Consider the following 14,947-nt stretch of genomic DNA (forward strand, 5'->3'; position numbering starts at 1 on the left):
ACTTCCGTCAAGCCATGCGCCCGCGAAGGTCCGCCGCATTGCGTCACGTCCGGGGCGGCACTAGGCTCTCCGGCGAAACAGCAGGGATACCGGCATGGCGATGGCCCGCATCACGATGACACTCGCACTTCTTGCAACGCTTTCGGCGCCCGTCGCCGTGGCTCAGGACGCGGGTGGATACCTGGCGGCGCGCTCGGCGATGCTGTCGAGCGACTTCGACGAGGCGGCGGACTACTATGCCCGCGCCATCGTGCGCGACCCCTCGAACGTCCCTCTGCTCGAGAACGCGGCGACGGCCTACCTCGGCCTTGGCGACCTTGACCGCGCGGCCCAGATCGCGCGTCGTGCCTTCGAGGCGAAGTCCGAGAACCAACTCGTCGGTCTCATGCTGATCGGCGACCTGGCGCGGCGCGACGACTGGAAGGGCATCGTGTCCGGCATCGACGGGGGCATGAAGGTCGGACCGCTTTTCGACGGTCTCGCAAAAGCCTGGGCCCTGGTCGGCGACGGACAGATGACCGAGGCCCTGACCGCCTTCGACGGGGTCGCCTCGAACGAAGGCGTCGAGGCCTTCGGGCTCTACCACAAGGCGCTTGCCCTCGCGTCGGTCGGTGACTTCGAAGGCGCGGCCGAACTCTTCTCGGGCGAGAGCGGACGCACCATCCGCGTGACCCGCAGGGGCGTCGTCGCCTATGCCGAGGTTCTGAGCCAGCTTGAACGGAACCAGGACGCGCTCGATCTGATCGAGGAAAGCTTCGGCACCTCGCTCGATCCCTATCTCGAAACGATGCGAGACCGCCTCGCAGCCGGCGAGACTTTGGCCTTCGATGCCGTCCGCACGCCTGTCGACGGACTTGCCGAGGTGTACTTCTCGATTGCCAGCGCGCTGCGCAGCGAGGCGCAGGAAGACTATACCCTGATCTATACGCGCATGGCGCTAGCTCTGCGTCCCGATCACATGGACGCTTTGCTGATGACGGCAGAGCTTCTGGAGTCACTTGGCCGCTTCGACCTCGCGACCCAGGTCTACGATACCGTACCGCGCGAAGACCCCGCGTTCCACTCCGCCGAATTGGGCCGCGCCGAGGCGTTAAGGCAGGCCGGCCGCGAGGATGCCGCGATCGAGGTTCTGCGCCAGCTCGCCAAGAGCCACTCGGAGCTGCCGCTCGTCCACGTCACGCTCGGCGACACGCTGCGGGGCATGGATCGTTTCGCCGAGGCCATCGGCCCCTACTCGGATGCCATCGCCCTGATCGAGAAGCCCGAAGAGCAGCACTGGATCATCTTTTTTGCGCGCGGCATCTCGTACGAGCGGACCGATGAGTGGGAAAAGGCCGAGGCCGATTTCCGCAAGGCGCTTGAGTTGCGGCCGGAGCAGCCGCAGGTGATGAACTATCTGGGCTATTCTTATCTCGAGAAGGACGAAAATTACGAAGAGGCGCTGGAACTGATCGAGCGGGCCGTCGCCCTGCGACCGGACTCGGGTTACATCATCGACTCCCTCGGTTGGGGCCTCTACCGCCTCGGCCGCTACGAGGAGGCGGTCGGCCATATGGAGAAGGCCGTCGAGCGCATGGCCATCGATCCCATCGTCAACGACCACCTTGGCGACGTCTACTGGGCTGTCGGCCGCAAGCGCGAGGCGCAGTTCCAGTGGCAGCGCGCGCTGTCCTTCACCTCGGAGGATAACGACACGGGTGACGTGGACGCCGACCGCATCAGGCGCAAGCTCGAGGTCGGCCTCGACAAGGTGCTCGAGGAGGAAGGCGCGGCGCCCTTGCAGAAGGTCGCGAATGACGGTTGAGGTTTTCGCGCCCGCGAAGATCAACCTGACGCTTCATGTCATCGGTCGGCGGACCGACGGATATCACCTTCTGGACAGTCTGGTCGTCTTCGCCCGGGACGTGGGCGATGTCATTCACGTCGAGGCCGCAGACCGCCTGGAACTGACGGTCGAAGGTCCGTTTCGCAAAGGCGTGCCGACCGACGAGACCAACCTCGTGGTTCGTGCCGCACGTCATCTGCAAAGCTTGCGGGCGGTCCAGGCTGGCGCGCGTCTGCGGCTCGAGAAGACCCTCCCGCATGGTGCAGGTATCGGGGGAGGCTCGGCGGATGCTGCGGCTGCCCTGAAGGCGCTGGCTCTCCTCTGGAAGGTCCCGCCACCGACACCGGCGGAAACCCTGAATCTCGGCGCCGATGTACCGGCCTGCATGGCCGGGCCGGCTCCCATGAGGATGAGGGGCATCGGAGAGCGTCTGGACCCTGTGCCGCCGCTGCCGCCGCTTTGGCTCGTCCTGGTCAATCCCGGTCGGCACGTATCGACGCCAAGGGTGTTCTCGTTGTTGGGCAGTATTCGCGGGGCCGACGCCCTCTCGATGGACGAGATGAGGATGGGTTGGGACTTCGAGGCGTTTCATGCGTGGCTGTCCGGTCAGGGAAACGACCTGACAGCCTGCGCGACGGAAGAGGTCGCCGAGATAGGGCATGTCCTCGAGGCGCTGCGATCTTCACCAGGCTGCCGGAAAGCCGACATGTCGGGTTCGGGCAGCACATGCTGGGGCCTGTTCAAGTCGGCTGCTGCCGCACACAGGGCCGCCGAGACGCTGGCTCACGACTATCCGCAGTGGTGGGTCAGGATGACCGCGATCAACTGATCCGGGCGACGACGTAGTCGGCCAAGTCCGCCATCAAGTCGCGAAGCTCGTGTTCAGGCAGCACCTCAAGTGCGGATTTCGCCTGGGCCGACCACGCCAGCGCCTCGCTTCGCGTGTCCTCCAGAGTCCCGTGGCGCCGGATCAGGTCCATCGCTTGCGCCAGATCGCCGTCCCGCTGGTCGCCCTTCTCTATGGTCCGTTTCCAGAACGACCGCTCCTCTGGGTCGCTTCTGGCAACAGCCTTGATGACCGGCAGCGTCAGCTTGCGTTCGCGGAAATCATCGCCCAGGTTCTTGCCCGTCAGCGCCACGTCGCCTTCGTAGTCGAGAAGATCGTCCGCCATCTGGAACGCGATACCAAGAGCATCGCCGTACGTCCGGAGCGCCGAAACCTGCGCTTCTTCCACTCCTGCTATGACACCGCCGACCTCGCTCGCGGCGGCGAACAGGGCGGCCGTCTTTCCACGCACGACCTTCAGATAGATGTCTTCCGTGGTCGAAAGGTTCGCGGCCGCGGTCAGTTGGAGAACCTCGCCTTCAGCGATCGTCGCAGCGGCGTCGGACAGGATGTCGAGGACGCGCAGAGAACCCGTCTCGACCATCAGCTTGAAGGACCGCGCGAAGAGGTAGTCGCCGACGAGAACCGAGGATTTGTTGTCCCACAGAAGGTTCGCCGTTGGCCTGCCCCGCCGCTGGCGGCTTTCGTCGACGACATCGTCATGCAGAAGTGTCGCCGTGTGGATGAACTCGACGGTCGCGGCAAGCCTGTGGTGGTTCTCGCCCTCATAGCCGCAGAGCCGCGCCGAGGCGAGCGTCAGCATCGGACGCACCCGCTTGCCGCCTGCATTGACGAGGTGCGCGGTGACCTCGGGAATGCGCGGTGCGGTCTCGGAGGCCATCCGTTCGCGGATCAGCCGATCGACCGCCGCGAGATCGTCCTGGAGGACGGCAGCCAGCCTTTCGTGCGGCTTGGAGGACGTCTCGGTGTCCAGGCTCATCAAAAGCGCATCAGACCGCTCGACAACACGGGCGACCTGTCCTTATTTCCATCCCATGAGAGAGCTCTTGCGCACCACGGATCCGACAGTGATCGCCTTCGTCACGGCCCTTCTCGACGGCGAGGGTATAGACTGCTTTCAGATGGACGTCCATATGAGTGTCCTTGAGGGGTCGCTTGGAATCCTTCCGCGCAGGTTGATGGTCAGGGACTCCGACCACTTCCGCGCGTCGGCGGTCCTGAGGGACAACGACGTGGAGACGGGCATGTGATCGCGCAGACCGATCGGTTCCTGGGCGGCCGCCTGTCCGTGTTTCAACCCGTCAGCGGGTACCGCGCAGGTGCCGATCCCGTGTTTTTGGCCGCGGCTGTCTCCGCCAGACCAGGGCAATCGATTCTGGACCTCGGCTGCGGAGCAGGGGTGGCCATGCTGTGTCTCCTCTCGCGCGTGGAAGGCCTGAGCGTGACCGGCGTCGAGAACGATGCGGCATCGGTCGGACTGGCGCGGGCAAATCTTGACGCCAACGGCTTCGACGCGCGCGTGCTCGAGGCCGATGCGTTCTTTCCAACTCCGGAACTGGCATCGGCGTCTTTCGATCATGTGATGACCAATCCGCCGTTCTTCGACCGCAGAAATGGCAGCGAAGCCTGGGACCCTCATCGCGAGGCCGGCAGGGGAGAAACGGCGCCACTTGCCCTTTGGCTCGACGCGGCGCTGCGGCGGGTGAAGCCAGGCGGCTACATTACGGTCGTTCACCGGGCCGACCGGCTGGCCGATTGTCTCGCGCCCCTCCAGGGCCGCGCGGGCGACGTTGTGGTCCAGCCGCTTGCCGCACGCGCTGCCCGCCCGGCGCGGCTTGTCATCGTGCAGGCGAAGAAGGGCGCTCGGGGCGCGCTGCGGCTGAACGCTCCACTCGTGCTGCACGACGGCGCTGTCCACGAGGCGGATGGGGAAAGTTATTCGCTGGCCGCGCAGGCCATCCTGCGTGAGGGCGCGGCGCTACCGCTGAAGAATTAAGCTCGGATTAGGGAAATCGGACCAGCCTGGGGAGCGGGACGTGACACGAATCGCGTTTCGTGTTGCACTTGATATGTCGAAAACCCAACAGGAGGACGACGATGAGCCTGAACGCCCATATTCAGGAACTCCGCAAGAAACACCAACATCTCTCTGATGAAGTCGAAATGGCGCAGCGAACGCCGTCATTCGATGACCTTCAGATCACTGCTCTCAAGAGGCAGAAGCTCAAGATCAAAGAGGAAATCGAGCGTCTCAGCGACAACTGAACGCAGTACGGCAGACCCGCTTGGCGGCCGTGCCCTGTGCTTTGCACACGGGCAACTCGTGGACCGGCGGTTGTCGTGACTGACGAAATGAAAAGGGCCGGTTCCTGGGAACCGGCCCGATCTTTGACGACGGAACACCGCCTCAGACGAAGAACTGTGCGCCGTTGGCCGAAATGGTCGAGCCGTTGATGAAGCCCGAGTCCTCGGACGCGAGGAAGCACACGATCCGGGCGATTTCCTCCGGCGTGCCGAGACGGCCGGCGGGGATGCCCGAGATGATCTTGTCGCGGACGCTCTGGTCGATCGCCATCACCATCTCGGTCGCGATATAGCCGGGACAGATCGCGTTCGCCGTGATGCCCGCCCGCGCGCCTTCCTGAGCGAGCGACTTGACGATGCCAAGGTCGCCCGCCTTCGTCGCGGCATAGTTCACCTGGCCCGCCTGACCTTTCTGTCCGTTGATCGACGAGATCACGATGACCCGGCCGAACTTTCGATCGCGCATCCCCGGCCAGACCGGGTGGACGGTGTTGAAGACTCCCGTGAGGTTGGTGTCGATGACCTCTTTCCACTGCTCGGGCGTCATTCGGTGAAACATCGCATCCTTGGTGATGCCGGCGTTCGCCACGACGATGTCGATCGGGCCGAGGTCGGCCTCGACCTGCGCGATGCCCGCCTTCGACGCGTCATAGTCGGCGACGTTCCACTTGTACGTCTTGATGCCGGTCTCGTCGGTAAAGGCGCGGGCCTTCTCGTCGTTGCCCGCATAGGTCGCGGCAACCTCATAGCCTTCGGCTTTCAGAGCCTTGGAAATAGCTTCACCGATGCCACGCGAGCCCCCGGTGATCAGTGCAACACGGGCCATAGTCGTCCTCCTCCAGATTATGCAAGAATGTTACGCGGCGGATGGCGGAGGCGCAACAATTGTGCGCCGCCGCTTCTGCGTCAGTCGCGCTCGACGCACATCGCAACGCCCATGCCGCCGCCGATGCAAAGCGTGGCCAGGCCCTTCTTCGCGTCACGGCGCTTCATTTCATAGAGCAGGGTATTCAGGACTCGCGCACCCGATGCGCCGATCGGGTGACCGATGGCGATGGCGCCGCCGTTGACGTTCACGATCTCGGGGTCCCAGCCCATGTCCTTGTTCACCGCGCAGGCCTGCGCCGCGAAGGCCTCGTTCGCCTCCACGAGGTCAAGGTCCGAGACCTTCCAGCCGGCTTTTTCCAGCGCCCGGCGCGAGGCCGGAATGGGGCCTGTACCCATGATCGACGGATCGAGACCGGCGGTGGCGTAGGAGGCGATGCGTGCAAGAGGCTCGATCCCGCGCTTCTCGGCGTTCTGGGCACTCATCAGCAGGACGCCCGCCGCACCATCGTTGATGCCGGAGGCGTTTCCGGCCGTGACCGATCCGTCCTTCGCGAACGCGGGGCGAAGCTTCTGCATCGACTCGAGCGTCGCGCCGTGGCGGATGTACTCGTCCTTGTCGACGACGATGTCGCCTTTCCGCGTCTTGACGGTGAAGCCCAGTATTTCGTCATCGAAGCGGCCGGCCTTCTGCGCGGCCTCGGCCTTGTTCTGGCTGGCAAGCGCGAATTCGTCCTGCTGCTCGCGGCTGATCTGCCACTGCTGCGCGACGTTCTCGGCGGTCTGGCCCATGTGATAGCCGTTGAAGGCGTCCCAGAGGCCGTCCTTTATCATCGTGTCGATCAGCTTCAGGTCGCCCATCTTCTGTCCCTGCCGGATGGACTGGGCGTGGGGGCTCATCGACATGTTTTCCTGGCCGCCCGCGCAGATGATGTCGGCGTCTCCAAGCTGGATGTGCTGGGCGCCGAGCGCCACCGCGCGAAGGCCCGAACCGCAGACCTGGTTGATGCCCCAGGCCGCGGCCTCCTTCGGCAGGCCGGCGAGGATATGCGCCTGGCGCGGCGGATTCTGCCCCTGCGCGGCCGTCAGGACTTGTCCCAGGATCGTCTCGGAAACCTCGTCCTTCGAGATCCCCGCTCGCTCCACCAGCGCCTCCAGCATGGCCGCCCCCAGTTCGTGCGCGGGCGTGTTGGCGAAGGCCCCGTTGAAGCTGCCGACAGCGGTTCGGGCGGCGGATGCAATGACGACGTTGGTCATGTAGGGATCTCCTGCTGGTCTGATGAGACTCGGATGCGATGTCGAGGCCGACAGTATTTGCTCCCCCCGGTCGCTGCAACCGACAGGTGCCTCCACGGAAAGTCAGCCGTCCCTGCGGCGTGCTTCGGCCAGCGCCTCGCGCAGGACGGAGCGGTCTCCGATATGGTTCGCGAGGAGCAGGATCAACCGGGCATTGAGGGCGACGCTCTCGTCGTCGGAGAGGCCTTCGTGCGCCGCGATCAGCTCGGCGTAGAAGCCATCCGGATCGGGAATGTTCGCGACGGTGTTAAGTGGCATCACGTCCTCCCGCAGGCGCGGGCCAGCGCCGCTTCAATGTCTCGGGCGGTCGCGCGCGCCCACCGAGCCGCAACGTGTTGGTCCGGCCGGATCAGGTAGACTGCTCCCGACGCCGCTCCAAGATACCGGTCCGACAGCGCACCCGTCGGGTCGTCCGTCGACGTCAGCGCAATCCGTTCCACGCCCTCGACCTCCGGCGCTTCGGCATCGATGCAAAGCAACGTGAAACCGCCACCGAGACGCCGAAGCAGGGTTTCGCCCGCGAGGGGGGCATCGGGACAGGGGCTTCCCGGTCGCGTCCGCGCTGGCCCGCCAGGCAGCGCATCCTCGCCGTTCAGCGGCAGGCCATCGTAGGTGCAGGGCACCGAGAGGCGTCCGGAATTGACCAGAGGACGCGCGAAGGCGTGACGCTCGGCAAGATCGAGCACGGCATTTCGGAAGACGTGGCTGATCCGGGACTTGGGCGAGATGAAATCGGTCGAGCGCGTGGATTTGAGGATGTTCTCGTCGGCGGCATGCCGCCTCTCATCGTCGTAACTGTCGATAAGGGCATCCGGCGCCTCGCCGCGGATCACGGACGCCAGCTTCCAGCCCAGGTTGTCGACATCCTGGATCCCCGAGTTCGCACCTCGCGCGCCGAAGGGGCTGACCTGGTGTGCGCTGTCGCCGGCGAAGATCACGCGGCCATGCCGGAATTTCTTCATGCGGCGGCACTGGAAGGTATAGATCGACGACCAAACGATCTCGTAGGTCACGCCGGGCAGCATCGCGTCGAGACGGGCGCGGATGTTCTCTTCCTTCAACTCCTTGACGCGGTCCACCTCCCAGCCGATCTGGAAGTCGACGCGCCAGATGCCGTCGGGCTGCTTGTGAAGCAGGGTCGAGGCTCCTGACCTGAACCAGGGCTCGAACCAGAACCAGCGTTCGGTTGGGAAATCTCCGTCCATGCGGATGTCGGCGATCAGGAAACTGTCCTCGAAGACGCGGCCCTCGAAGTCGAGGCCCATCATGCCCCGCAAGGGAGATCCCGCGCCGTCACAGCCGATCAGCCAGTCGGCCTGAAGGCGATAGGGTCCGTCCGGCGTGTCGACGTCCAGCGTCACGCCGTCATCGCGCGCTTCGACCGCTGTCACGCGGTTGCGCCCCCTGATCTCGATCGGCGCGCCCTCGGCCTGAGCCTGACGCACCCTCTCCACGAGGGTCTTCTCGAAGAACGGCTGCGGCAGGTTGATGAAGGCCGGAAAGCGGTGGCCTTCCTCGGGCAGAAGGTTGAACTCGAACACCTGGCGGTCGTCGTGAAAGACCTTCCCGACGTTCCAGACGACCCCCTTCTCCAGCAGAGCCTCGCCACATCCCCATCTGTCGCAGATTTCGAGGGTGCGCTTGGAAAAGCAGATCGCGCGGCTTCCCTGTCCGACGCCCTCGTGGTCGTCGAGGACGAGCACGGGAACCCCTCGCAGCCCTAGGTCAAGCGCCATCGCGATGCCGACCGGGCCGCCTCCCATGACGATGACCGGGTGACGGACCGGTGTCGCCGCGTCCTGATCCTGCGACCGCGCATAGGGATAAAGCCGAAAGGCCAGCCGGTAGCGGTCCTTCATCTCGCGACCGACGCTCGCCGTCACTCTTGAAGCGCCTCCCACATCTCGCGGTCGCGTTCGGCGGTCCAGATGCGAGGCGTGTCGATATCGCGGGCCTCGTCATAGGCGCGGGCGACGTTGAACGGCAGGCAGTGCTCGTAGATGGCATAATCGCCGAACTTCGGGTCGCACTCCGCCCGGCAAGCCGCCATCGCGTCCTTCAGAGAGCCGCCGCGCAGCGCCACCTTGGCCACCGCGTTGTAGGTCGAGGTCACGAAGTCGGCCGTCGAGTCGAGCGCGGCGTCGACCATCTTCCGGCCCAGAAGAGCGTCGCCTCGACCCGGCGCGATGGCATCGAGGTTCCAGCGGCGGATGTTATCCAGTGTCCCCGTCCAATCGTGGAAGTGACCGTCGCCGCAGTAGCAGGCCGAGTGGTATTCGACGATGTCGCCCGTGAACATGACGTTCTGGTCCGGGACGTAGGCCACGATATCGCCTGCCGTATGCGCCCGACCTGGCTGCATCAGGTCTACGCGCCGGTTGCCCAGATAGACACTCATCCGTCCTTGGAACGTCGTCGTGGGCCAGGTCAGGCCGGGGATCTCCTCATGGCCTTCGAAGAGCCGGGGGAAGCGGGCGAACTCGCTGTCCCAGTCCTCCTGCCCGCGTTCCACAACCATCGAGCGCGCCTTCTCGGACATGATGATCTGTCCCGCATCGAAGGCCGAAGCGCCGAGAACGCGGACCGCGTGGTAGTGCGTCAGGACGATGTGCGAGACGGGCTTGTCGGTCACGCCCCGGATGCAGTCGATCACCTGCCGGGCAAGGCGCGGCGTCGCCTGCGCCTCGATCACCATCACGCTCTCGTCTCCGACGATCACGCCCGAGTTCGGATCGCCCTCGGCGGTAAAGGCGTACAGGCCATCGCCGATCTCGGTGAAGCTCACGGTCTTGTCGCCGGTGTCGCCCTGCGATGCGAAGGCTCTTGTCATGTCGTCTCCTCTTTCGCCCAGTCCGGCAGCGGAACGGCAGGGCGGACGGTTCCTGTGCAGTCTCCGAAGCCGACGCGGTGCCCGCGCCCCTTCGTGTGTCCGTTGAAGGTAACGGTATCGCCGTCCTCCAGGAAGGTTCGCGCCTGTCCGTCGAAGTCGAGCGGCTCCTTGCCGCCCCACGAAAGCTCCAGCATCGAGCCACGGGAATCGGAGTCCGCGCCCGAGATCGTGCCAGATCCCAGCAGGTCACCCACTCTCATCGGACATCCGGACGAGGCATGATGTGCAAGCTGCTGCGCGGCGGAATAGTACATCTCGCGGTAGTTCGTCCGCGTGACCGTCCGTTCGGCGCCATCTTGGGTCGCGAGCTTCACCTCCAGATCGATGTCGTAGAGCCCAGGCTTCGTCTCGCGCAAATAGGGAAGAAGGGGCCTGTCTCGCGTCGGCGTCTTGGCCCGGAACGGCTCGAGCGCCGAGCGCGTCACGATCCAGGGGCTGATCGTCGTCGCGGCGGCCTTGGACTGGAACGGGCCGAGAGGCTGGTATTCCCAGGCCTGGATGTCGCGTGCGGACCAGTCGTTCAGGAGGACATAGCCGAAGATCATCTCGTCGGCATCCGCGACGGAGATCATGCCAGACGACGGACGGCCCACGACCGCGCCCAACTCGAGTTCAAAATCGAAACGGTGCGACGGCTGGAACACGGGAAGGTCGAAGCCCTCTCCCTTTACCTGGCCCCAAGGTCGCGTCACGGGAGTGCCGGACACCACGACCGACGAGGCTCGGCCGTTGTAGCCGATCGGGAGCGACAGCCAGTTCTCGGGCAGCGCCTTGTCGGCGCCGCGGAACATGGTGCCCACGTTCGTGGCGTGATGCCGCCCTGCATAGAAGTCGGTGTACTCGGTCACGCGGAAGGGCAAGCGCATTGCGACAGCGTCGCGCCGGTACAGCGGGTCGCGCATCTGGTCCTGTGCGCCGGCACCTTCGGATAAAAGTCCCGTTAACGTGTTTCGCACGCGAAACCACACGCCAGGGCCAGCCTCCATGAAGGCGTTGAGCGCGGAACCCTGGAAGCCGGCGGCGGGCAGCATCGACATCGCTTCCATCGCGCCGAGGTCGAGAACCAGATCGCCGATCGCCACACCGCAGCGCGCGCCTCGTCCGTCGTCGAAGACGCCGTACGGCAGATTGTTCAGCGGAAAGTCACCCTCGGGCGCGTTCGCGCTCTCGATCCAGCTTCGTAGAAGGCTCATGCGGCCACCCCTTCATCTCTTACAAAATACGCATCTTCCGCCACGAAGCGGTCTCCCTTGCAGACCGTCACTTCTTTCCCGGAGTGCCGTCGAACTTCTTCTCGAGGTCCGACCAGCAGTCGATGTAGTCGTCCTGCAAGGGTGCCTCTGTCGCCGCGAAGGGCGTGAGGTGCTGGGGAAAACGCGTCTCGAACATGAAGGACATGGTATTGTCGAGTTTGTGCGGGGCAAGCTCGGCGTTCGACGCCTTCTCGAACGCCTCGCGGTCCGGGCCATGCGGCAGCATCATGTTGTGGAGCGACATGCCCCCCGGAACGAAGCCCTGCGGCTTTGCGTCGTACTGGCCGTAAATGTTGCCCATCAGCTCGGACATGACGTTCTTGTGATACCAGGGCGGACGGAAGGTGTCCTCGGCCACCAGCCAGCGCTCGCGGAAGAGAACGAAGTCGATGTTGGCCGTGCCCTCGACGCCGGAGGGCGCGGTGAGCACCGTAAAGATCGAGGGATCGGGATGATCGAAGAGGATCGCGCCGACCGGGCAATAGGTCGTCAGGTCGTACTTCACCGGAGCGTAGTTGCCGTGCCAGGCCACGACATCGAGGGGCGAGTGCCCGATGTGGGTCTCGTGGAAATGCCCGCCCCACTTCACCGTGACAGTGGACGGCGTTTCGCGGTCCTCGAATGCGGCGACCGGCGTCTTGAAGTCGCGACGGTTGGCCATGCAGTTCGCCCCAATCGGCCCGCGCCCCGGAAGCTGGAATTTCTGACCGTAGTTCTCGCATACGAACCCGCGCGCCGGACCGTCCAGCACCTCGACGCGGTAGACGAGGCCGCGCGGGATCACTGCGATCTCCTGGGGGGCAAGGTCGATGACGCCGAGCTCGGTGCAGAACCGAAGCCGGCCCTCTTGCGGCACGATCAGAAGCTCGCTGTCGGCAGAGTAGAAATAGGCGTCCACCATGCTGTCGGTGACGAGGTAGATATGCGCTGCCATGCCGACCTGGGTGTTGACGTCCCCGGCCGTGGTCATCGTGCGCATGCCGGTCAGCCACGTTAGACCCTCTGAATGGGGCACCGGGTTCCAGCGATATTGTCCAAGCGAGACGATGTCCGGATCGACCAGCGGGGCGGATTTCCAGTAGGGTAGGGCGATCTTTCGGAAGCGGTGCGTGTGCTTGACCGAGGGCCGGATACGGTAGCACCAGGTCCGTTCGTTCTGATGCGACGGCGCGGTGAAGGCGGTGCCGGAAAGCTGCTCGCCATAGAGACCGTACTCGCACTTCTGCGGCGAGTTCATCCCTTGCGGCAACGCACCCGGCAGGGCCTCGGTTTCGAAATCGTTGCCGAAGCCGGGCATATAGCCGTCGTGCGTGCCGGTGCGGTCGGGGGCACGGACCATTCCGGCGGGAAGCTCGTGTCGAGTCATGGGCGATCTCCTTGCCTCGATAATCGTTGCATTTGCAACGAAGTCAACTCTATGGTCCCCGACATGGAGGATCTCCCGCCTTTCGACCTGTCGCGCTTCACGCCTTACCGGCTGGCGGTCGCGGCGCAGAAGACCAGCGAGGAACTGGCGCGGCAGTACCGCGCACGCTTTGGCATCTCGATCCCGGAGTGGAGGGTTCTCGTTCATCTCGCCCAGGCCGGCGACGTCTCCGTCCGCGATATCGAGGCCCGCGTGGCGATGGAGCGACCGAAGGTCAGCCGTGCGGCAAGCCGACTGGAAGAGGCGGGTTACATCCGAAAGACGCCGAACGCCGTGGACCGCCGGCTTGTTCGCCTTTCGTTGACTGCGCAGGGGCATGAATTGATGCAGGAGCTTCTTCCCCTGGCGCAAGCCTATCAGGACGACATCGAGAACAGGCTGGGAGCGGTCCTCGACGGGTTCGAAAAAGGCATAGATCGACTCCTCGGCCGTGACTGACGGCTTCGACCTTCATTTCGGCGCATCGGGTCGCTAGTGTCTGGACACATTCCGGGGATTCCATGCACCTCACACTGAAACTTGCCATCGGCAGTGTCCTGGTCGGATGCCTTGTCCTCGGTCTCAAGACCCTCGCGTGGTGGATCACGGGGTCGGTGGCGCTTCTGTCCGATGCGTTGGAAAGCATCGTCAACCTCGCGACAGCCTTCGCCGCCCTCGTGGCGGTTCGGATCGCGGCTCGTCCGGCCGACGCGAACCACCCGTTCGGTCACCACAAGGCGGAGTTCTTCAGCGCCGTTCTGGAAGGCGTGATGATCATCGTCGCGGCGCTGTTCATCTTCCGCGAGGCGTACCACGGGTTCATGGCCCCCCGCGTTCTGGACGCGCCGATCGAGGGTCTTCTCGTCAACATCGGCGCGACGGTCCTGAACGGCATCTGGGCGACGGTCCTCGTCCGGCGTGGACGACTGCTGAAGTCGCCCGCGCTGGTTGCGGACGGGCGGCATCTGTGGACCGACGTTGTCACTTCCTCCGGGGTGGCTGTCGGCGTCCTCCTGGCCTTCGTGACGGGCTGGTGGATCCTCGACCCGCTGATGGCGGCGCTTGTCGCGGTCAACATCCTGTGGTCGGGCTGGCGGGTGGTGAAGGAGTCGCTGAGCGGACTCATGGACGAGGCGGTGCCCGAGAAGACGCTCACCCGCATCCGCGACATCATCTCGACCGAGGCCGCCGGCGCCGTCGAGGCGCACGACCTCAAGACGCGCCACGCCGGCAGCGCAACCTTCGCGGAGTTCCATTTGGTCGTGCCGGGAGAGATGACCGTCTACGACGCGCACGAGATCTGCGACAGGGTCGAGGCAGCTCTGCGAAAGGCCGTGCCGGACATCCGCGTGAATATCCACGTCGAACCCGAGCACAAGTCGAAGCACAGCGGCATCGTCGTGATCGACTAGGACTTCCGGAAGATCCGCGTCGCCTGAAACATTTTCTCGAGATCCGCGATCCGGTCCTTGGCCTTTTCCCACCTGCGGCTCTGCACCTCGGCGATCAGCGCCTCGACGATCAGGTTCACGGCGATGGTCGAATCCCAGCTCGACGGCACTTCGACCATCGCGTTCACGACGTGCGTGGCGATCCGCGAGATCGGCGACCCCCACTGGTCGGTGAAGAGGACGATGGTCGCCTCGCGGTCCTGCGCGAGGCTGGCGAGCTTCATCAGCTCGCCTTCGTAGCGGCGGATGTCGAACAGGATCAGGACGGATCGGCGGTCCATGTCGAGAAGGTACTGCGGCCAGACGTTTGCCGACTGGGACAACAGGGTCACGCCGGGCCGGATGATCTGGAGGTGGTTGAAGAAGTAGTCGGCATTCGACCGCGTGATCCTGCCGCCCGACAGATAGATGGGGCGCCGGGGGTCGGCGAGAAGCTTGGCGATGGCGTCGAAGGTCGCGGGGTCGAGCCGATCGATTGTGTGGTTCAGGTTGTCGAAAACGGCCTTGGCGAAGTCGCGGAAGGCCTCGGAATCGGTTCGGCCCTCGGGCCAGCCTTCGCGCTTGAGGATGGGTTGCTTGATCTGGGCCGACGCTTCGTCCCTCAAGGCCTCCTGTAGTTCGGGGAAGCCGTCGAACCCGAGCTTTCGCGCGAGACGAATGACCGTGGGGGTTGATACACTGGCCGCTTCGGCCAGCCTCGTGATGGATTGGAGACCGGCGACCGGGTAGTCGCGCAGAAGCGCGTCGGTCAGTTGCCGCTCGGCCGGCGTCAGCACGGCGGTCTGGTCCTGGATCAGTTCCTTGACGATCGGTTTGCGGGTCACGCGATCAGCCTGCTGTAGCAATCGCTT

General features: G+C 64.7%; 16 protein-coding genes. 7 read left to right on the forward strand and 9 right to left on the reverse strand.

The features are described from left to right. The first annotated feature begins 94 nt into the window (after positions 1-94). Positions 95-1,804, forward strand: a complete 1,710-nt coding sequence (locus C8D95_RS11410) for a tetratricopeptide repeat protein (protein WP_338143045.1) — start codon at positions 95-97, stop codon at positions 1,802-1,804. Then, the gene (locus C8D95_RS11415; RefSeq protein ID WP_109759304.1) at positions 1,794-2,654 is read left to right on the forward strand and encodes a 4-(cytidine 5'-diphospho)-2-C-methyl-D-erythritol kinase; all 861 of its coding nucleotides are present in this window, start codon (positions 1,794-1,796) and stop codon (positions 2,652-2,654) included. Before C8D95_RS11410 ends, C8D95_RS11415 begins: the two co-directional genes overlap by 11 nt. On the opposite strand, the gene C8D95_RS11420 is transcribed toward C8D95_RS11415, so the two are convergent. After that, complete coding sequence (locus C8D95_RS11420) at positions 2,647-3,651, reverse strand: polyprenyl synthetase family protein (RefSeq protein WP_109759305.1); 1,005 nt, start codon at positions 3,649-3,651, stop codon at positions 2,647-2,649. The genes C8D95_RS11415 and C8D95_RS11420 overlap by 8 nt on opposite strands. A gap of 55 nt (positions 3,652-3,706) precedes the next feature. Between C8D95_RS11420 and C8D95_RS11425 the strand changes: the two genes are divergently transcribed. The 3 genes from C8D95_RS11425 (at position 3,707) to C8D95_RS11435 (ending at position 4,937) form a co-directional block, all read left to right on the forward strand. Next, entirely contained in the window at positions 3,707-3,922 is a 216-nt protein-coding gene (locus tag C8D95_RS11425; RefSeq protein WP_109759306.1) for a putative signal transducing protein, read from the forward strand. Continuing rightward, positions 3,919-4,668 carry a tRNA1(Val) (adenine(37)-N6)-methyltransferase gene (locus C8D95_RS11430; RefSeq protein WP_109759307.1) on the forward strand — a complete coding sequence of 250 codons (750 nt, stop codon included), beginning with the start codon at positions 3,919-3,921 and terminating at the stop codon, positions 4,666-4,668. The genes C8D95_RS11425 and C8D95_RS11430 overlap by 4 nt, the downstream gene beginning before the upstream one ends. Positions 4,669-4,769: 101 nt before the next feature. Next, positions 4,770-4,937: a YdcH family protein gene (locus tag C8D95_RS11435; protein ID WP_109759308.1), complete on the forward strand. Its 168-nt coding sequence runs from the start codon at positions 4,770-4,772 to the stop codon at positions 4,935-4,937. Positions 4,938-5,079: 142 nt separating this feature from the next. Here C8D95_RS11435 and phbB read toward each other — a convergent pair whose 3' ends face one another. The 7 genes from phbB to hmgA all read right to left on the reverse strand — a co-directional run bounded on the left by phbB (position 5,080) and on the right by hmgA (position 12,606). Then, entirely contained in the window at positions 5,080-5,802 is a 723-nt protein-coding gene (gene phbB, locus C8D95_RS11440; protein WP_109759309.1) for an acetoacetyl-CoA reductase, read from the reverse strand. Positions 5,803-5,882: 80 nt separating this feature from the next. Continuing rightward, positions 5,883-7,058, reverse strand: a complete 1,176-nt coding sequence (locus C8D95_RS11445; protein WP_109759310.1) for an acetyl-CoA C-acetyltransferase — start codon at positions 7,056-7,058, stop codon at positions 5,883-5,885. A 102-nt stretch (positions 7,059-7,160) separates the two neighbouring features. Then, a complete protein-coding gene (locus C8D95_RS11450) occupies positions 7,161-7,355 on the reverse strand; it encodes a DUF2783 domain-containing protein (RefSeq protein ID WP_109759311.1) in 195 nt (64 codons plus the stop codon). Further along, positions 7,355-8,956 (reverse strand): FAD-dependent oxidoreductase, encoded by a 1,602-nt coding sequence (locus C8D95_RS11455; protein WP_109759383.1) that lies wholly within the window; start codon positions 8,954-8,956, stop codon positions 7,355-7,357. The genes C8D95_RS11450 and C8D95_RS11455 overlap by 1 nt, the downstream gene beginning before the upstream one ends. A gap of 20 nt (positions 8,957-8,976) precedes the next feature. Then, complete coding sequence (locus C8D95_RS11460) at positions 8,977-9,927, reverse strand: MBL fold metallo-hydrolase (protein WP_109759312.1); 951 nt, start codon at positions 9,925-9,927, stop codon at positions 8,977-8,979. Next, positions 9,924-11,180, reverse strand: coding sequence for a fumarylacetoacetase (gene fahA, locus C8D95_RS11465; protein WP_109759313.1), 1,257 nt, complete (start codon positions 11,178-11,180; stop codon positions 9,924-9,926). The genes C8D95_RS11460 and fahA overlap by 4 nt, the downstream gene beginning before the upstream one ends. Positions 11,181-11,247: 67 nt before the next feature. Then, positions 11,248-12,606, reverse strand: coding sequence for a homogentisate 1,2-dioxygenase (gene hmgA, locus C8D95_RS11470; protein ID WP_109759314.1), 1,359 nt, complete (start codon positions 12,604-12,606; stop codon positions 11,248-11,250). A 51-nt stretch (positions 12,607-12,657) separates the two neighbouring features. Between hmgA and C8D95_RS11475 the strand changes: the two genes are divergently transcribed. Continuing rightward, entirely contained in the window at positions 12,658-13,104 is a 447-nt protein-coding gene (locus C8D95_RS11475) for a MarR family winged helix-turn-helix transcriptional regulator (RefSeq protein WP_109759315.1), read from the forward strand. Positions 13,105-13,166: 62 nt separating this feature from the next. Then, positions 13,167-14,057 carry a cation diffusion facilitator family transporter gene (locus C8D95_RS11480; protein WP_109759316.1) on the forward strand — a complete coding sequence of 297 codons (891 nt, stop codon included), beginning with the start codon at positions 13,167-13,169 and terminating at the stop codon, positions 14,055-14,057. On the opposite strand, the gene C8D95_RS11485 is transcribed toward C8D95_RS11480, so the two are convergent. Continuing rightward, positions 14,054-14,920 carry a MurR/RpiR family transcriptional regulator gene (locus tag C8D95_RS11485; RefSeq protein ID WP_109759317.1) on the reverse strand — a complete coding sequence of 289 codons (867 nt, stop codon included), beginning with the start codon at positions 14,918-14,920 and terminating at the stop codon, positions 14,054-14,056. The two genes, C8D95_RS11480 and C8D95_RS11485, sit on opposite strands and share 4 nt — an antisense overlap. Between the last annotated feature and the right edge of the window lie 27 nt (positions 14,921-14,947).

The organism is Silicimonas algicola (assembly GCF_003148765.1).
Taxonomy (GTDB): Bacteria; Pseudomonadota; Alphaproteobacteria; order Rhodobacterales; family Rhodobacteraceae; genus Silicimonas; species Silicimonas algicola.